This is a genomic window from Methylovorus sp. SPW-M1 (assembly GCF_053848825.1).
This window is the reverse complement of sequence record NZ_CM132626.1, coordinates 2,752,853-2,769,762: the sequence shown is the minus strand read 5'-3', so window position 1 is coordinate 2,769,762 and position 16,910 is coordinate 2,752,853. Positions and strand designations below refer to the sequence as shown.

The following is a 16,910-nucleotide window of genomic DNA, read 5'->3' as shown; positions in this document are numbered from 1 at the left end:
TTGATATGTGACATGGCAGCTACCTCCGCCAACGCTTGGGGAGAGTAGCTGCTGATTCGGCCTTAGCTTTCTGTCACAGCCGTTTTCTTGGCACGCGTGGCCGGTTTCTTGGTGGCCGTGGTTTTTTTGGCTGCCGTTTTTGCAGCTGGTTTTTTAGCAGCGGTGGTTTTTTTCTTGGCAGCTGGTTTCTTGGCCGGGGCTTCCTTGGCGGCTTTGGCTGCCAGCAGTGCCAGAGCCTCTTCCATGGTCAGCTCTTCCGGTGCCTCGCTGCTGGGCAGGGTGGCGCGCAATTTTCCATGCTGCACATAGGGGCCGTAGCGGCCCGCATAAACTTCGATATTGCCGTCTTCCGTGGGGTGCTTGCCTAGGTCCTTGAGTGGCGCCGGGCCGGATTTGGCTTGGGCCAGCAGTTCGACCGCGCGCGGCAGATCGATATCGAACACGCTGTCCGAGCGAGGAATGGACTTGAACTTGCCATCGTGATTAACGTACGGCCCAAAGCGGCCGATGTTGGCCACAATCTTCTTGCCGGTTTCTGGGTGTTGGCCCAGGTCGCGCGGCAAGGCAATCAGCTTCATGGCGACTTCCAGGTCTACATTCGCCAGAGGAATTTCTTTGGGGATGCTGACGCGCTTGGGTTTCTTTTTGCTGCCTTCTTCTGGCAGCCCCAGTTGCAGATAAGGACCGTAAGGGCCGTTCAGTAGCAGGATATCCTTGTCGCTTGCCGGATCGTGGCCCATGACCACAGGCTCGCTGCTGGCGGCGGCGTTGCTGCCCGTATTGCGGATGTAGTCACATTCCGGATAGCCGGAGCAGCCGATAAACTTGCCGAAACGGCCAAGGCGGGAGTGCAATGGCTTGCCGCACTTGGGGCAGGCCTCGCCTATATCTTCCTGCGTGATTTCCGCGCGGTCGATATTGGCTTTTTCCAGCAACTGCTTGTTAAAGCCTTGCCAGAAATCATCCAGCACGGGCACCCACTCGCGTTCGCCTTCGGCGATATCATCCAGCTCGTTTTCGAGGTTGGCGGTAAAGCCGTAATCCACATAGCGAGTGAAATGCTCGGTCAGGAATTTATTGACTACGCGGCCCACGTCGGTTGGTGTAAAGCGCTTCTTGTCCAGCAGTACATACTCTCTATCCTGCAGGGTGGAGATAATGCTGGCGTAGGTGGAGGGGCGGCCAATGCCATATTCTTCCAGCACCTTCACCAGGCTCGCTTCAGAGTAGCGCGGAGGTGGTTCAGTGAAATGCTGGTCGCCGAAAATCTTGTTCACGTCCAGCACTTCGCCAGTTTCCAGGTGCGGCAGCTTGGCTTCGGCTTCTTCCTCAGCATCGTCCTGACCTTCCATGTACACGGCAATAAAGCCGGGAAAAATCATGGTTTGACCGGTGGCGCGGAACAGGTTGGCATCCGAACCCACTGCCAGATCGACGCTGACGGCATCAAACTTGGCAGGTGCCATCTGACAGGCAAGGGCGCGCTTCCAGATCATTTCATAAAGGCGGAACTGCTCGGGTGTCAGGTAGTTTTTCAGGCTTTGCGGTGTGCGCGTGATATCGGTTGGACGTATCGCTTCGTGTGCTTCCTGGGCGTTCTTGGCCTTGGTTTTGTACATGATGGGCGACTTCGGCAAATAGTCAGGCTCGAAGTTGCGCTTGATGTAGTCACGAATCTGCATAACGGCCTCGGCGGCCATGCTGAAGCTGTCCGTACGCATGTAGGTGATCAGACCCACGGTACCGTTACCAACATCAATACCTTCATACAGCTGCTGCGCAATGCGCATGGCGCGGCTGGTGGTGAACCCCAGTTTGCGCACGGCTTCCTGTTGCAGGGTGGACGTCGTGAAAGGCGCCGCCGGACTGCGGTTTTTCTGTTTCTTCTCTACACGGCTGACCGTGGTTTTGCCCGCGCTGGCGAGCAACAGCTTGCCTACGATTTCGGCCTGCTGCGTTTCATTGGTCACCGTAAACTGTTCGACCTTGCTGCCATCCAGCTGCACCAGGCGTGCGTCAAACAGATGCTGATGTTTCTTGGATTCCAGATGGATGGTCCAGTATTCCTGGCTCTTGAATGCCTCAATCTCAAGCTCGCGCTCGACAATCAGGCGCAAGGCCGGACTCTGTACGCGGCCAGCAGAAAGGCCACGGCGAATTTTTTTCCATAGCAGGGGCGACAGATTGAAGCCCACCAGGTAATCCAGTGCGCGGCGTGCCTGCTGTGCGTTGACCAGCGGCATGGAGATATCGCGCGGGCTGGCAATCGCATTCTGCACGGCGGTTTTGGTAATTTCATGAAAGACCACGCGCTTGATCAGTTTGTCCTTGATCAGCTTTTTGTCTTTCAGGATTTCGGCAATATGCCAGGAAATAGCTTCACCTTCGCGGTCCGGGTCAGTTGCGAGGTAAATGGCATCAGAAGCCCGTACTGCCTTGGCGATGGCATCGACATGCTTGGAGTTGCGGTCGATGACTTCGTATTTCATGGCATAGTCATTTTCCGGATCCACCGCGCCGTTCTTGGGAATCAGGTCACGCACGTGCCCATAAGAGGCAAGGACCTCAAAGTCGCTACCCAGATATTTTTTCAGGGTTTTGGCTTTTGATGGTGATTCAACAATCAGCAGTTTGGACATTGACGTGGGCGCAGACGATGGCAAGAGTGGCAGATAATAAGAGTAAATCCGTGACTAGACAAGGAAAGTCGCGTGTCAAGGGCTTGTCTCGCCACTATTTTGCAACTTTTATCTAGCCCTCGGCAAGTGCGCAAAATGGCGGGTTTACCCCTGATCAAGCTTCGATGTCGGCACTCAATCGATTTTCCGGACGGCGAAACTCAATGCGGGTACCTTCCTGGCTAGCCATGGCAAGCGCGGGCTGCTCTTCCTTGGCGATGTCGCCAAACAAGGGGTCCTCATCCTCCAGCGATGCGCTGGTCAGGCCTTTGAAGTCGTATAGATCAGTATCGGCCAGGTGTGAAGGCTCAACATTGGTAATGGCGCGGAAAATATTATTGATGCGGCCGGGCTGTTCGCGTTCCCACGCATTCAGCATGTCCTTGATTTTTTGGCGTTGCAGATTTTCCTGCGAGCCGCACAGGTCGCAAGGAATAATCGGGAATTCCATGCCCCTGGCGTAGGCGGCAATGTCTTTTTCAGCACAATAGGCCAGCGGGCGGATCACCATGAATTCGCCGCGATTGGTACTGAGTTTGGGCGGCATGGCTTTGAGCTTGGAGCCAAAGAACATATTCAGAAACAGGGTCTGCACAATATCGTCGCGATGATGGCCCAGGGCAATTTTATTGGCGCCCAGGGCTTTTGCCGTGCTGTAAATAATGCCGCGACGCAGGCGCGAGCACAGTGAGCAGGTGGTTTTGCCTTCGGGGATTTTTTCCTTGACGATGGAATAGGTGTCGGCTTCGACAATGCGGTACTCCACGCCCAGCTTTTCCAGATAGGCTGGCAGGACATCTTCCGGGAAGTTGGGCTGCTTCTGATCCAGATTCATGGCGATCAGCTTGAAATCCACTGGCGCGCGTTCCTGCAGGGCCAGCAACAGCATCAGCATGGCATGCGAATCCTTGCCGCCGCTCATGCAGACCAGCACGGTGTCGCCGTCTTCAATCATGTTGTAATCGCCAATGGCTTTGCCAGTGGCACTGATCAGGCTGTTGCGCAACTTCAGGAAGTTGGCGGAGACGTTGTCGGGATAATGTTTCATGCGGCTATTATAAAGTATGCATCCGGATTTGATGCATGGCTCACAGGTTAAGTGAGCGACCACCATCAATGGCCATCACGTGCCCGGTGACAAAAGGTGCATCCTGAATCAGGAAGCGAACGGCTTTGGCCACATCGTCCCCCTCGCCTATGCGCTTCAGCAGGGTTTGCGAAATAACGCGTTGTCGATACACCTCGTCAAATTGCGGGTTGTCTTCCGGCCATAGCACGGGGCCGGGCGCCACGGCGTTAACGCGGACTTCTGGTCCCAGCTCATGCGCGAGCGATTTTGTCAGTGTGACCAGCCCTGCCTTGGCCACGCTGTAGACGATGTAGCCTTTCTTAGGCCGTTCTACATGCATGTCGGTAATGTTGATAATGCAGCCGCTATTTTTGCGCAGCTCGGGCGCTGCCGCTTGCGACAGGAACAACGGTGCTTTGAGGTTGGAGCCGACAAGGTCTGTCCAGGCGTCTTCGCTGATCTGGCCGAGCTCGGTGGCGTAATAGCTGGAGGCATTGTTGATCAGCACGTCCAGTTTGCCGAACTGCTTGATCGTTTCCTGAATAAGACTGGGCAGTACCGCGATATTCAACAGATCCGCCTGGATAATCGCGACTGAATTTGGCCGTTGCAGGTTGAGTTCGGATTGCAGGGCGCGGGCTTCGCTCGCCGAGCTGCGGTAATGGATCATCAGCTTTGCCCCGCCGGCATGCAGCAGGCGGCAGATGGAGGCGCCTACGCGCTTGGCTCCCCCGGTAATCAGTACTACTTTGTCATTAAGATTTGAATTCACGCCAGTTTCCGAAATAGTGCCCAGTGCTGTTTATAATGCCGAGCTATCATGATCAATTCATTACCAAAACCAGATGCCGACGCGGCTGCCCACAGTCAGCAATTGAAGCTGCATATTGGCAGGCATATTGCAGAGGCGGGCGGCTGGCTGGACTTTGCACAATACATGGATTTGGTGCTGTATGCACCAAGCCTTGGGTATTACAGTGCCGGGGCCAAAAAGTTCGGTCCGGCAGGAGATTTTGTCACGGCTCCCGAGCTTTCTCCGCTATTCGCCCGCACCCTTGGCACGCAGGCTGCCGACATACTGTCTGCAACTGCTGGGGATGTGCTTGAGCTGGGTGCCGGCAGTGGCCGGTTGGCGGCCGATTTGCTGCTGGAGCTGGATCGCCTGCAGCAGCTGCCATCACAATACCGCATTCTGGAGATAAGCGCTTACTTGCGGCAGGTGCAGAAGGATTACTTGCAGAAAGTTTTGCCCCCGCATTTGATGCAACGCGTGGAATGGCTGGATCGCCTGCCCGAGGTATTTTCCGGCCTGGTGCTGGGGAATGAAGTGCTGGATGCCTTGCCCGTGCATATTCTCCATCAGCAGGCCGATGGGCTGTTGCAACGGGGCGTTGGGCTTGCGCCAGATGGTGAGTTTCAGTGGGTTGATCAGCCAGCTGATCCGCTTATTCAGGCCGCATTCCGCGAGACTCGATTGCCTGAGTCTTACACCACCGAAATCTGTATGGCCGCTGGCGGCTTGATAGCCAGCCTTGCCAGCATGTTGCAGCGTGGTGTCGTGCTGCTGATTGATTATGGGTTTCCTCGCCATGAGTATTACCACCCACAACGCCAGCAAGGCACGCTGATGTGCCACTATCGCCACCATGCGCATACGGATCCGTTTTTATACCCCGGCTTGCAGGATATTACGGCGCACGTGGATTTCACCCGGATTGCCGAATCTGCCATGCAGCAGGGGCTGTCTGTCATGGGCTATGCCAGTCAGGCGCAATTCCTTATCAACTGCGGCATTACGGAGTGTCTTGTCGAGGTGTCACCGCATGATGTCGCTGCATATGCACCGCTTGCTTCGTCTGCCCAGAAACTGCTATCCCCGGCGGAGATGGGCGAGCTATTCAAGGTGATCGCTGTCGGGCGTGGTATTGATGAGCCTTTGCGTGGCTTTGGCCGCGGTGACAAGCGGCATACCTTGTAAACCCAAATTCCCGCTGGGGCGCCATGCCCCCTCCGTTATAATGGCGGTTTAACGTAATTTGCATTGTGACCGGTATGGAACATAAAGAGCATGAGCTGCCCGCGGGTGAGCAGGACAATCCCAAGCATCGCCCCATTCGCAGCTTCGTATTACGGCAGGGGCGCCTGACCGAAGGGCAGCGCAAGGCATTGGAGCAGTGGCTGCCAGTTTATGGCGTCGCGTATCAGCCGGAACCCATCGCGCTTGATCAGGTATTTGGCCGGGCGGAGAGTCCAAAAATTCTCGAGATTGGCTTTGGCATGGGGGATAGCACCGCAAAAATCGCCCAGTTACAACCCGATCGTGACTTTATAGGCGTGGAAGTGCATACCCCTGGCGTCGGCAGCCTGCTCAAGCTGGTAGGCGAAATGCATCTGGAGAATATCCGGGTGATTCAGCATGACGCCGTCGAAGTGTTGCAGCACATGATCCCGGATGCGAGCCTGGATGGCGTGCATATTTTCTTCCCGGATCCCTGGCATAAAAAGCGCCATCACAAGCGCCGCTTGATTCAGGCGGCTTTTGTACAGCTGCTGTGCAGCAAGCTTAAACCCGGCGCCTATCTGCATGTGGCGACAGATTGGCAGGAATATGCCGAGTGGGTGCTGGAAGTGTTGCAGGAGGAGCCGCAGTTGCGCAATACGGCGGATACGTATGCCGAGAAGCCGGATTACCGACCCTTAACCAAGTTTGAAAACCGTGGCATCAAGCTGGGCCACGGCGTCTGGGATATTATCTTCACCCGAAAATAGAGTCTTACTCAGCAGGGCTCTCGGAGGGTTCTTCTGTGGTGTGATCCTGTGGTGGAAACAGCCATTTGCCGATGACGGCTTCGGCTTCTTCCACGCCTTGCTTTTTCAGGCTGGAAAACAGCTGTACCGAGCAGTTGCCCCATGTGGTATTCAATTCTTTGCGCACGGCATTCAGGGTCAGCATGGCGGCACTTCTGGACAGCTTGTCCGACTTGGTCAGCAACACATGTATTGGCTTGCCGCTGGGGCCAAACCAGTCCAGCATTTGCCGGTCCAGCGGAGTTAAAGGGTGGCGGCTATCCATTACCAACACCAGTCCGTATAGGGATGAACGGTGGCTCAGGTAATTGGAAAGCGTCATCTGCCAGTGCTTGCGCATGCTCTCCGGGACTTTCGCATAGCCGTATCCGGGCAAGTCCACCAGAAAACGATCTCCGCCCAGACTAAAGAAGTTGATCAGCTGCGTGCGGCCTGGCTGCTTACTGACAAAAGCCAGACGATTATGATTCGCCATGGTGTTGAGCGCGCTTGACTTCCCTGCATTTGAGCGGCCGGCAAAAGCGACCTCGATTCCGAATGGCGGAGGCAAGTCGCTCAGATGATGAGCAGAGATATGGAATGTGGCGTTTTGAAACAATGGCATAGATAGAGGCTTATTCAAGGACAGCAAGGGGCAAAAATGCTACCACGATAACGTAAATTTGGATAAAATGCGTGGCTAATGTTTAACCATATTTAAATCAGTAGTATTGTTTGAGGAGCTGGATATGAATTTCCGTCACATTGCGGTGCTTGCCCTGGGCTCAATGACCGCCATTTCTGCCTTTGCCGCAGGGGATGCCAGCAAGGGCGCTGCAACAGCGACCACCGTCTGTGCGGCCTGTCACGGTGCGGATGGCAATAGCATGGTGCCTATGTACCCAAAGCTGGCAGGTCAGCATCCGGAATACATTACCAAGCAACTCACCAACTTCAAGGCTGGCGATCGCAAGAACCCGATCATGGCTGGTATGGTGGCCAACCTCACCCCTGAAGACATGAGCAACCTGGGTGCATACTTCGGTTCGCAAACGCCTAAACAAGGCACGGCCAAGAGCAATGGTGCTGGTTCTGTTGGCGAAAAAATCTTCAAGGGTGGTATTCCTGGCGTAGGTGTTCCTGCCTGTGCTTCCTGCCACGGCCCTGCTGGTGCTGGCATTCCCGTGCAGTTCCCACGTCTGGCTGGTCAGCATGCGGATTACACCGTGACCCAGCTGAAGGCATTCCGTGCTGGCGAACGTGCCAATGATGCTGCCAAGATGATGCGCATGGTGGCCGCCAAGCTGAGTGATAGCGATATGGCAGCGGTTGCTGACTATATTCAGGGTCTGCACTAAGCTAGTCCCATCGGGGCTGGTCCAATAGCTGTTTTAAAAAGTTAAGGGTGGCTGCAAGCCACCCTTAACTTTTTTGGCAACTCCTGCCAGTCTTGTTTGTCCTAAACGAACTCTTTCAGATTGATTACGCCTTGAAGCCTCAGTTCTCCAACTCCCGTCGACTATACGAGCTCCTTAGTTCCATGCGTTTTGCCGTGAGCTTGCTTACCGTATTGGGGATCGCGTCTATCATCGGAACGGTCCTCAAGCAAAACGAGCCTTATCCCAATTACGTGATCAAGTTCGGCCAGTTCTGGTTTGATCTGTTCGAAAAGCTGGGCTTGTATGACGTGTACCACAGCGTCTGGTTTCTGGTGATACTGGTGTTCCTGGTGCTGTCGACCAGCCTTTGTATTTATCGTAATAGCCCGCTGATGTTGCGGGAGTTGCGTGCTTATCGTGAGGGCGCGACAGAAAAATCCCTGCGGGCATTCAGTCATCGTGCTTTTTACACAGTTGCCGCTACTGCCGAGGCGCGTGCGCGTATCGTGCAGTTTTTAGGGCAGCGTGGTTTTCGCTTCAAAACCGTACAGCAAGCCGATGGCAGCGAGCTGATTGCCGCCAAGGCAGGCAGCTATCAGCGCTTGGGCTATATCCTGACGCACACGGCCATCGTCGTCATTTGTGTCGGCGGCCTGATTGATGGCAACGTGCCCTTCAAGGTGCAAGAGCTGCTCGGCTACAAAAAGGTCGAAACGCTGGATATTCCCGAGAATGAAGTACCGGCCATCAGCCGCTTGTCCGTGCGCAATTTGTCTTTCCGGGCCAATATGACCCTGCCGGAAGGTGCCAGCTCCAATGTGTCTTTCATGCGCATTCGCGATGGCTATCTGGTGCAGGAGCTGCCATTCCGCATTCAGCTGAAGCAGTTCCGGATTGAGCATTACGCCACTGGCCAGCCCAAGTCCTTCGAGAGTGATCTCTTGATTATTGATCCTGACCTCAAGGAGCCGTTGGCGCACACCATCAGTGTCAATCACCCGCTGATCTATAAAGGCATCGCCATTTACCAGTCCGATTTTCAGGATGGCGGTACCAAGCTCAACTTCAATGCATATGGTTTGTTTGGCGCCAAAGATCAGCCGATCAAAGTGCAAAGCAATATCTTCAAGAATGTGACCCTGGGTGAGGGCGATCAGGCGCTGAAAGTTGAATTCAACGATTTCAGGTTGTTCAACATTCTTAACTTGTCCCCAGATGGCAAGGGCAAGCCACATAACGTTGGCCCCAACATCACGTACAAGGTGCGCGATGCCCAAGGTCAGGCACGCGAGTATGTGAGCTACATGCAGCCTTTGCAGCTGGACGGCCGTCGCTATTTCGTCACCGGCATGCGGGCAACGCCACAGGATGAATTGAAGTACCTGCGTATTCCTGCGGATGAGGATTACAGCTTGCAAGGATTCATGCGGCTACGGGCCACCATGTTTGATCCCTCCCTGCACGAGGAAATTGCGCGTCGCTTTACTCAGGATGCCATGGGCGACAAAGCCGATCCTGACATGCGCAAAAAATTCCAGGCAAGTGTAGTGCAGTTGTTGCAAGGCTTTGATGCGGGTGGCTACACGCGGATTGCCAAGATGATTGAAGATGCCGTGCCAGAGCCGCAACGCGAAAAGGCGGCGCAGACCTATCTGAAAATTATCTCTGGTGCGACGCTTGAGGCCTACAAGCTGGGGCTTGAGCGTGCTGGACTCAAGGCCGGTGAGCCTGATTCCAATACGCAGATATTTCTGCAGGAAAGTCTGAATGCCATGAGTGATCTGTTCTTTTATGGCGCTCCGTTTTATCTGCAGCTGGATGAATTCCAGCAACGTCAGGCCAGTGGTTTGCAACTGACGCGCTCCCCCGGCAAGAATCTGGTGTATGGTGGGTCCGTGTTGCTGGTGCTGGGCATCTTTGCCATGATTTATATCCGGGAACGCCGTATCTGGATGTTGATCAAACCCACGAATGAAGTGTTGTTTACCATGTCCGCCAATCGCAAGAATCGCGATCTGGATATGGAGTTCGAGCAGTACCGCGAACAGTTGCGTCGATTGTTGCAAAGCGAATAGCGCATGCTATCTAGCCAAGGATCAGGAAAAACCATGAATACCATTTTGTTTGAAGATCACCCTCAGCCGCTGTTGAAGCGTTTGCGCTGGCAGGATTGGCTGTATGCCATCATCCTCTGTGCGGGCGCCCTGTTTGCCTACCAGCAATATGGCGCTTACATGGATGCCTACGAAAAAACCTTTCTGATTGGGGCTGCACTCGGCTTCAGTTATCTGGGCTGGCAGTGGAAACCCATGCGTCTTCTGATTATCGGCATCGGCATCATCAGCCTGTTTGCCATTCAGCTCTATCAGGCCGATCTGGCCCGCGCCGAGCATGCCTTCCTGTTGAAATTCCTTATCTCCAGCCAGTCCGCCATCATGTGGATGAATGTGCTGTTTGTGCTGGCCATGCTGACCTACTGGTTTGCCCTGTTCCGTCGCTCCGAATTCTCGGGCAAAGTGGCGACCAGCCTGACCTGGTCCGCCGTACTGATGGGCTTTGTCGGCCTGATGGTGCGCTGGTATGAGTCCTATCTGATCGCCCCGGATGTTGGCCATATTCCTATCAGCAATCTGTATGAAGTATTTGTGTTGTTCTGCCTGATTACGGCACTTTTGTATCTTTACTATGAACGCCGCTATGAAACCCGCCAGCTGGGTGGCTTTGTCTTGCTGGTCATTAACGCGGCGGTAGGCTTCATCCTCTGGTACACCTTTGATCGTCAGGCCAATGCCATTCAGCCGCTGGTGCCTGCCTTGCAATCCTACTGGATGAAAATCCATGTGCCGGCCAACTTTATTGGTTATGGCGCCTTCTCGCTGGCAGCGATGGTGGGTAGCGCATACTTGCTGGCCGAGCGTGGCATTCTGGCATCGCGCCTGCCCAAACTCGAAGTGCTGGATGACGTGATGTACAAGGCGATTGCCGTCGGTTTTGCCTTCTTCACCATTGCGACCATTCTGGGTGCCATGTGGGCGGCGGAAGCCTGGGGCGGCTATTGGTCATGGGACCCGAAGGAAACCTGGGCCCTGATCGTGTGGCTGAATTATGCGGCCTGGCTGCACTTGCGCTTGGTCAAGGGCTTGCGCGGCAGCATGCTGGCCTGGTGGGCATTGGTTGGTTTGCTGGTGACGACCTTTGCCTTCCTTGGCGTCAATATGTTCCTTTCCGGCCTGCACTCTTACGGAACGCTTTGATGATTGGTGCTAGGCCGGCTGTTGCGGGCCTAGCGTAAACCAGACTGCACCTTCGCGATTTTCCTTCAACGCCAGCGTTAATCCGCTGGCGTTTGCCTGTTTGGCAGCCTGATACAAGCCTATGCCCAGCCCTTTGCCCGAGCTTACCTGTTTTTTGAACAGGTTCTCGGCGATAGTCGCGGGCATTGCGCTGCCGGTATCTCTTACCGCCACCGTATAGTGATGATCCCCACTCAGGCTGACATAAATAGCCAGGCCTGGCTGACTGCTGCGTTTGGCCAGAGCGTTCTGAATCAGATTGTCCGTCACGCTATCCAGCACATCGCCATCCACTTCTGGATTGGCAGAGATGCTGGTCTCGAAAATAATCCCAAGTTGAGGGTAATGCGCCTGAAAACTTTCCCACCACTGCAAGATGGGCAGCGTGTTACGCGTTTCGCTGGCAGGTGATTGCAGCTTGGTCAGCGTTTTTGCCATGCGCTCATTCAGCAAGGGTAATTGCTTGCGGATCAAGGCAAGCAGTCGCTCCTGATCGCTTGCTGCGGTATGCTCGGCCGCGCTGCACAGGGCACCCATGGACTGGACCAGATTCTTGATGTCATGCGTCAGGCGGGCGCCGGTCTCATATACCGCCTGCATATAGGCATTCTGTGTCATGGTTTCTTCGCGCCGTTTTGCTTCATAAAACTCGGCCACAATGCGGGTCAGCAGTTTGACGTGTATCGTCAAGGCGGGTGTCAGCGGCCAGCGGCTGTACAAGGTCAAATTCACATCATGAAACTGCAACTCATGCAGATGCATGCTGGGTTTCCCCAATTGCTGCTCAGTTTGGTCGAGGCGCCATTTTGCACCCGCCACCCACGGCAACTGCGCAATGTCGGCAATGGCATGCGAAAGAAAGCTGGCTGGCGTGCGTTGCTGCTGGGCAAGCTCGGCGATACTCTGTATCCACTGCTCAAAAGGCAAGCCCACACTGAGCAGATAGCGCGAGAGTATCAGGCCAATCCCCGAGAAGCCTGCCCTGGGATTCCAGAACCAGCTCAAGGCCAGCAAGCCTGCCGCCAAGGCAAAAATCATCTTCAGCAATACTTCGGTGTAGCGTGCCTGTGTGGTCGTGGCGATGGCGAAGCATCCGAGCACCAGGGTGATGGTGATCATCAGCAGCATCAGCGTATAGAAAAAGTCCATGGCAAGTGCTTGCCTTGCATCGCCATGCTCAGCCTTGGTAAACAGCACGCCGACGGGCAGCAAAAGCAGCCCATATTCAACGAGCACCATCAAGGCATCCGTATCGATATTTCTGGCGAGCAAACGCGGCACGACATGCATGGTCAGCATGGCCAGCAAATAGGTCGCGGCCAGCAGAAAGCCGGGGCGGGCAGATGTTTTTGCCAGCGAAAAAATACGTCCGCCCAGCAAGGAAAACAGCAGGCAAAGCCAGAAAGCCATGAGCCACCAGCTCATGAACATAGTCATTACAATCCCGCCGCCCAGCAGAATCAGTGCGGTTCGCAGGGTGAGGGGCTCCCTGCCATGCAGCACGGGCTGCCAAAGCAGAAAGCAACCATAATGAAAAAGTGCCCAAGCTGTTTGTAGCTCACTCCCTATGCCCCACACCAGCAACCCGTGCAATGAAAACAACATCAGCGCCAGCTGCCATTGCTGGCGAGATGCCATGGCAAATCGCGAGGCTTGCATGGCAATCGATGTGGGGCTGGTAGGTGTCATTTTATTGTCAGAGATGATGATATTTTGACGCTGGGAAGATGATTTTAATCATATAAGCCCATAATCGTAATCAATTTAATTTCGGAACAAGAATTTCGCCTGTGGCACGCCAATTGCAATGTAGAATGCAACAAAAATCAGTTATTTCTGATGTTGGCAGGTAAAAAATAACAGGGGTCATAAGGATAGCTTAATGAACAAACAATCTGGTTTTACCTTGATTGAGCTGGCAATTGTGCTGGTGATCATCGGCTTGCTGCTTGGCGGCGTGCTGAAGGGGCAGGAGCTGATTAACAGTGCCAAGGTAAAGAACATGGCATCTGACTTTAGAAACATTCAGGTTCAGGTATATTCCTATCAGGATAAATTCAAGGCATTGCCAGGGGATGACAAAGCCGCCATCAATCATGTGAATGCAACAAGCAATGGCGACGGCGATGGCGTGATTGAAGGCGTCTGGAACTCGACAACCCAGACGGATGAAACCTACATTTTCTGGCAGCATTTAAGGCTGGCCGGACTGGCAACAGGCTCAACCACGCTGGGGGATGCGACTTACCAACCGACCAACACCGAGGGTGGAGTGATTGGGGTGCAGTCCAATCCAAACAAGACGATTTCGGGGTTGAGTGGATCCTATGCCATATGCTCGACGGGCATTCTGGGCAAGTTCGTAAAACAGTTGGATGCCACCATGGATGATGGCAATACCGCGACTGGAGCCATGATGGCTGCCGAAGCGGTGAGTGGGACTGCAGCTGCAACTGCGGTTGTGTCTGCCGGGAGTAGTCCATCGATTGTGGATTCGCAGAAATACGTGGTGTGCATGGCGTTTTAAGGCAGTTAAATTGTTGTAAAAAAGCCCGCTTAAGCGGGCTTTTTTGTTTTTGTATTACGTGCGCAACACGAATTGATTTAAAATGGCAGGATTCCAAATTCCAAGACCGCTATGGCCGACAACATCGTCGAAATCGACAATCTATCCTTTGGTTACAAAGGGCGACTGCTGCATAAGGGCATTAATATGTCCTTTCCGCGTGGCAAGGTGATCGCCATCATGGGTGGCAGTGGAAGTGGCAAGACAACCCTGTTGCGCCTGATTGGCGGGCAGCTGGTGCCCACTCAAGGCGAAGTGCGTGTCGAGGGTCAGGTGGTCCACAAGCAGGATCGTCACGGCCTGTTTCAGTTGCGTCGCAAGATGGGCATGCTGTTTCAGTTCGGCGCCCTGTTTACCGATTTGTCGGTTTACGAAAATGTCGCTTTCCCCATTCGGGAGCATGCTGACCTGCCTGAGTCCATCGTCCGTGATCTGGTGATGATGAAACTGAATGCCGTTGGCTTGCGTGGTGCTCGTAACTTGATGCCGACGGAGCTTTCAGGTGGTATGGCGCGCCGCGTGGCTTTGGCCCGAGCGATTGCGCTTGACCCGTCCATTATCATGTATGACGAGCCATTTACTGGTCTCGACCCGATTTCCATGAGCGTCACCTGCAACCTCATTCGTAGTCTGAATGATGCCCTGGGGGCGACCTCCATACTGGTTACCCATGATGTGAAAGAAGCGTTTTCGATTGCCGATTATGTCTACATCGTGGCCAATGGGGTGGTTGAGGCGGAAGGTGCTCCTGACGAGTTGCGGCAGTCGACGCTGCCGTTTGTACATCAATTTGTGCATGGTGAAGTTGATGGGCCAGTGCCCTTCCACTATTCCGCGCCTGATTACCGGCGCGATATGCTGAGAGGGCAGGATGCTTAATCGTTTGGCTGAAGTGTTGCGTGGCATGGGCCACCGTATTATTGATCGTGTCTGGCGTCTGGGTTCAGGCGCGCGATTCTTTCTGTACACGCTGATTTATTCTGGCGAGAGTTTCAGGCGTATCCACCTGACCATCCGGGAAATTTACTTTACCGGCGTCATGTCCTTGCTCATCATCCTAGTGTCTGCATTCTTTGTCGGCATGGTGCTGGCGTTGCAGGGTTATAACACCTTGCAGAAGTATGGCTCGTCAGAAGCGATTGGCGTGCTGGTGGCGCTCTCTCTGGTGCGCGAGTTGGGTCCTGTGGTCACGGCACTGTTATTTGCTGGTCGGGCCGGTACGGCCATTACCGCTGAAATCGGCCTGATGAAAACGACCGAGCAGTTGTCGGCGATGGAAATGATGGCGGTCAGCCCGATTGCCCGTGTAGTGGCTCCTCGCTTCTGGGCCGGTGTGGTTTCCATGCCCTTGCTGGCAGCCCTGTTCTCTATGGTAGGGGTATTGGGCGGTTATCTGGTGGCGGTTCCGGTCATCGGCGTGGATAACGGCGCTTTTTGGTCGCAAATGCAGGCCAGCGTTGATTTTCAGGCAGATATTGTGAATGGTGTCATCAAGAGTGTGGTGTTTGGCGTTGCTTGCACCATGATTGCCCTGTTTGAGGGGTTTGATGCTCCGCCTACTGCCGAGGGCGTAAGCCGGGCAACAACACGTACGGTGGTGAATTCGTCCCTGGCTGTGCTTGGCCTGGACTTCATCCTGACTTCTTTCATGATTGTGACTTGATTCGCTGATTGCGGTTGAGTAAGCCCTTGTGTAGGGCGCGAAATAAAATGCGTGATAACGCAAAGACTGGAGATTGAATGGAACGCACAACAATGGATTTATGGGTCGGCATTTTTGCCGTCGCTGGCGCTGCCGCTTTGTTTGGACTGGCGCTGAAAGTGGGCAATCTGACTTCCAGTAGCATCGGCGAAACTTACACGGTAACTGCTGCTTTTGAAAATATTGGCGGTTTGAAGCCACGTGCTCCGGTAAAAAGCGCGGGTGTGGTGATCGGCCGTGTCGACAATATTCAGTTCGATAGTAAAACCTTTGAAGCAAATGTGACTCTGAAGTTGGATAAGCGCTATCCATTCCCCAAAGACACGTTTGCCAATATTTATACGGCTGGCCTGCTGGGCGAGCAATATGTGGGTCTGGAAGCCGGTGGCGATGACCAGTCATTGAAAGATGGCGACAAGATTTCCCATACCCAGGATGCAGTTGTCCTGGAAAAAATGATCAGTCAGTTCTTGTATAACAAAGCCTCCGAAAGTGGCGATAGTAAAAAGGCGGAATAAACATGAAGTCTGTAATGAAATTCGTAGCAAGTATTGCCCTGATGGGCGCAATGCAGTTGGCTGTGGCCGATGTCGCCCCTGATGTGCTGGTGAAGTCGACGGCTGATGAAGTGCTGGCCATCGTCAAGAAAGACAAGGATATTCAGGCCGGCGATCAGAAGAAGATTTTTGCCCTGGCAGAAGAAAAGATTTTGCCCAATTTCGATTTTGATCGTGTGTCACGCATGGTGCTGGGTAAAAACTGGAGCCGCGCCAGCAAAGAGCAGCAGGATGCCTTCCAGAAGGAATTCCGCAGCCTGATGTTGCGTACCTATGCTACGGCGCTGGGTAAGTATCGTAACCAGACCATCAACTACAAGCCATTGCGCGCTGAGCCCTCCGATAAGGAAGTGACCGTCAAGACGGAAATCGTGCAGCCAGGTGGTCAGCCTATCGCTGTCGATTACAGCCTGGAAAAAACCGGCGAAGCCTGGAAGGTCTACGATATCGTCATTGAAGGCGTGAGCCTGGTGACCAACTATCGTGGTCAGTTCAGCAATGAAATCCGCCAGTCCGGCATGGATGGCCTGATTCAAAAGCTGGCCGACAAGAACGCTGGTTCTGCCAAATAACGGCAAGCAGAATGACGCAAATTATTTCTGAAGGGCAGCGCTGGCAGGTGCAGGGCGATATGACGATGCCACAGGTGAATAAGCTGCTGGCACAAAGTCAGGCCTTGCCTATGGCGGATCGTCTTGAAGTTGATCTTTCCGCCGTGTCTGATGTGGATACGGCGACGATCAGCGTGCTGTTTGAATGGCTGCGCCGTGCGCAGGATCAGAAGTGTGAATTGAAGTTCATCCATTTTCCCAAGAACCTGACCAGTCTGGCGACGCTCTATGGCGTGCTGGATCTGATCCCTCACGTCGCCGCTTAGGC

16 protein-coding genes are annotated in these 16,910 nt (G+C 54.0%); 11 read left to right on the top strand and 5 right to left on the bottom strand.

The window, feature by feature from the left end; translation table 11 throughout:
- Positions 1-62: 62 nt before the first annotated feature.
- The 3 genes from topA to ACWWD9_RS13135 form a co-directional block, all read right to left on the bottom strand.
- Positions 63-2,639, bottom strand: coding sequence for a type I DNA topoisomerase (topA, locus tag ACWWD9_RS13145; RefSeq protein WP_455867256.1), 2,577 nt, complete (start codon positions 2,637-2,639; stop codon positions 63-65).
- A gap of 154 nt (positions 2,640-2,793) precedes the next feature.
- Positions 2,794-3,726: a tRNA 2-thiocytidine(32) synthetase TtcA gene (gene ttcA, locus ACWWD9_RS13140; protein WP_041369889.1), complete on the bottom strand. Its 933-nt coding sequence runs from the start codon at positions 3,724-3,726 to the stop codon at positions 2,794-2,796.
- Positions 3,727-3,766: 40 nt separating this feature from the next.
- Positions 3,767-4,519 carry a pteridine reductase gene (locus ACWWD9_RS13135; protein ID WP_013441074.1) on the bottom strand — a complete coding sequence of 251 codons (753 nt, stop codon included), beginning with the start codon at positions 4,517-4,519 and terminating at the stop codon, positions 3,767-3,769.
- 48 nt (positions 4,520-4,567) lie between these two features.
- Between ACWWD9_RS13135 and ACWWD9_RS13130 the strand changes: the two genes are divergently transcribed.
- The gene (locus ACWWD9_RS13130; RefSeq protein ID WP_455867255.1) at positions 4,568-5,725 is read left to right on the top strand and encodes a class I SAM-dependent methyltransferase; all 1,158 of its coding nucleotides are present in this window, start codon (positions 4,568-4,570) and stop codon (positions 5,723-5,725) included.
- Between the two features lie 74 nt (positions 5,726-5,799).
- Positions 5,800-6,516: a tRNA (guanosine(46)-N7)-methyltransferase TrmB gene (gene trmB / locus ACWWD9_RS13125; RefSeq protein ID WP_455867254.1), complete on the top strand. Its 717-nt coding sequence runs from the start codon at positions 5,800-5,802 to the stop codon at positions 6,514-6,516.
- Positions 6,517-6,520: 4 nt separating this feature from the next.
- On the opposite strand, the gene yihA is transcribed toward trmB, so the two are convergent.
- On the bottom strand, positions 6,521-7,159 hold the full coding sequence (yihA, locus tag ACWWD9_RS13120; protein WP_013441077.1) for a ribosome biogenesis GTP-binding protein YihA/YsxC: 639 nt from the start codon (positions 7,157-7,159) through the stop codon (positions 6,521-6,523).
- Between the two features lie 124 nt (positions 7,160-7,283).
- Here yihA and ACWWD9_RS13115 point away from each other — a divergent pair, with 124 nt between their 5' ends.
- From ACWWD9_RS13115 to ccsB, 3 genes are all read left to right on the top strand, one after another.
- On the top strand, positions 7,284-7,892 hold the full coding sequence (locus ACWWD9_RS13115) for a c-type cytochrome (RefSeq protein ID WP_013441078.1): 609 nt from the start codon (positions 7,284-7,286) through the stop codon (positions 7,890-7,892).
- Between the two features lie 182 nt (positions 7,893-8,074).
- Positions 8,075-9,988: a cytochrome c biogenesis protein ResB gene (locus tag ACWWD9_RS13110; RefSeq protein ID WP_455868163.1), complete on the top strand. Its 1,914-nt coding sequence runs from the start codon at positions 8,075-8,077 to the stop codon at positions 9,986-9,988.
- Between the two features lie 33 nt (positions 9,989-10,021).
- Entirely contained in the window at positions 10,022-11,167 is a 1,146-nt protein-coding gene (gene ccsB / locus ACWWD9_RS13105) for a c-type cytochrome biogenesis protein CcsB (protein ID WP_013441080.1), read from the top strand.
- 9 nt (positions 11,168-11,176) lie between these two features.
- Here ccsB and ACWWD9_RS13100 read toward each other — a convergent pair whose 3' ends face one another.
- Positions 11,177-12,895 (bottom strand): sensor histidine kinase, encoded by a 1,719-nt coding sequence (locus tag ACWWD9_RS13100; RefSeq protein WP_455867253.1) that lies wholly within the window; start codon positions 12,893-12,895, stop codon positions 11,177-11,179.
- Between the two features lie 193 nt (positions 12,896-13,088).
- Here ACWWD9_RS13100 and ACWWD9_RS13095 point away from each other — a divergent pair, with 193 nt between their 5' ends.
- The 6 genes from ACWWD9_RS13095 (at position 13,089) to ACWWD9_RS13070 (ending at position 16,908) form a co-directional block, all read left to right on the top strand.
- Positions 13,089-13,733: a prepilin-type N-terminal cleavage/methylation domain-containing protein gene (locus tag ACWWD9_RS13095; protein WP_455867252.1), complete on the top strand. Its 645-nt coding sequence runs from the start codon at positions 13,089-13,091 to the stop codon at positions 13,731-13,733.
- A 111-nt stretch (positions 13,734-13,844) separates the two neighbouring features.
- A complete protein-coding gene (locus ACWWD9_RS13090; RefSeq protein WP_013441083.1) occupies positions 13,845-14,651 on the top strand; it encodes an ABC transporter ATP-binding protein in 807 nt (268 codons plus the stop codon).
- On the top strand, positions 14,644-15,435 hold the full coding sequence (mlaE, locus tag ACWWD9_RS13085; RefSeq protein ID WP_159356325.1) for a lipid asymmetry maintenance ABC transporter permease subunit MlaE: 792 nt from the start codon (positions 14,644-14,646) through the stop codon (positions 15,433-15,435). The genes ACWWD9_RS13090 and mlaE overlap by 8 nt, the downstream gene beginning before the upstream one ends.
- Positions 15,436-15,512: 77 nt before the next feature.
- Positions 15,513-15,992, top strand: a complete 480-nt coding sequence (gene mlaD, locus ACWWD9_RS13080; RefSeq protein ID WP_015829244.1) for an outer membrane lipid asymmetry maintenance protein MlaD — start codon at positions 15,513-15,515, stop codon at positions 15,990-15,992.
- A 2-nt stretch (positions 15,993-15,994) separates the two neighbouring features.
- Positions 15,995-16,603 carry an MlaC/ttg2D family ABC transporter substrate-binding protein gene (locus ACWWD9_RS13075; protein ID WP_013441086.1) on the top strand — a complete coding sequence of 203 codons (609 nt, stop codon included), beginning with the start codon at positions 15,995-15,997 and terminating at the stop codon, positions 16,601-16,603.
- A gap of 11 nt (positions 16,604-16,614) precedes the next feature.
- Positions 16,615-16,908, top strand: a complete 294-nt coding sequence (locus ACWWD9_RS13070; RefSeq protein WP_013441087.1) for an STAS domain-containing protein — start codon at positions 16,615-16,617, stop codon at positions 16,906-16,908.
- The last annotated feature ends 2 nt before the right edge of the window (positions 16,909-16,910 follow it).

Bases quoted from the DNA above. Each gene is read 5' to 3' on its own strand.
- topA (WP_455867256.1), bottom strand. From the start codon at position 2,639: ATGTCCAAACTGCTGATTGTTGAATCACCATCAAAAGCCAAAACCCTG.
- ttcA (WP_041369889.1), bottom strand. From the start codon at position 3,726: ATGAAACATTATCCCGACAACGTCTCCGCCAACTTCCTGAAGTTGCGC.
- ACWWD9_RS13130 (WP_455867255.1), top strand. From the start codon at position 4,568: ATGATCAATTCATTACCAAAACCAGATGCCGACGCGGCTGCCCACAGT.
- trmB (WP_455867254.1), top strand. From the start codon at position 5,800: ATGGAACATAAAGAGCATGAGCTGCCCGCGGGTGAGCAGGACAATCCC.
- yihA (WP_013441077.1), bottom strand. From the start codon at position 7,159: ATGCCATTGTTTCAAAACGCCACATTCCATATCTCTGCTCATCATCTG.
- ACWWD9_RS13115 (WP_013441078.1), top strand. From the start codon at position 7,284: ATGAATTTCCGTCACATTGCGGTGCTTGCCCTGGGCTCAATGACCGCC.
- ACWWD9_RS13110 (WP_455868163.1), top strand. From the start codon at position 8,075: ATGCGTTTTGCCGTGAGCTTGCTTACCGTATTGGGGATCGCGTCTATC.
- ccsB (WP_013441080.1), top strand. From the start codon at position 10,022: ATGAATACCATTTTGTTTGAAGATCACCCTCAGCCGCTGTTGAAGCGT.
- ACWWD9_RS13100 (WP_455867253.1), bottom strand. From the start codon at position 12,895: ATGACACCTACCAGCCCCACATCGATTGCCATGCAAGCCTCGCGATTT.
- ACWWD9_RS13095 (WP_455867252.1), top strand. From the start codon at position 13,089: ATGAACAAACAATCTGGTTTTACCTTGATTGAGCTGGCAATTGTGCTG.
- ACWWD9_RS13090 (WP_013441083.1), top strand. From the start codon at position 13,845: ATGGCCGACAACATCGTCGAAATCGACAATCTATCCTTTGGTTACAAA.
- mlaE (WP_159356325.1), top strand. From the start codon at position 14,644: ATGCTTAATCGTTTGGCTGAAGTGTTGCGTGGCATGGGCCACCGTATT.
- mlaD (WP_015829244.1), top strand. From the start codon at position 15,513: ATGGAACGCACAACAATGGATTTATGGGTCGGCATTTTTGCCGTCGCT.
- ACWWD9_RS13075 (WP_013441086.1), top strand. From the start codon at position 15,995: ATGAAGTCTGTAATGAAATTCGTAGCAAGTATTGCCCTGATGGGCGCA.
- ACWWD9_RS13070 (WP_013441087.1), top strand. From the start codon at position 16,615: ATGACGCAAATTATTTCTGAAGGGCAGCGCTGGCAGGTGCAGGGCGAT.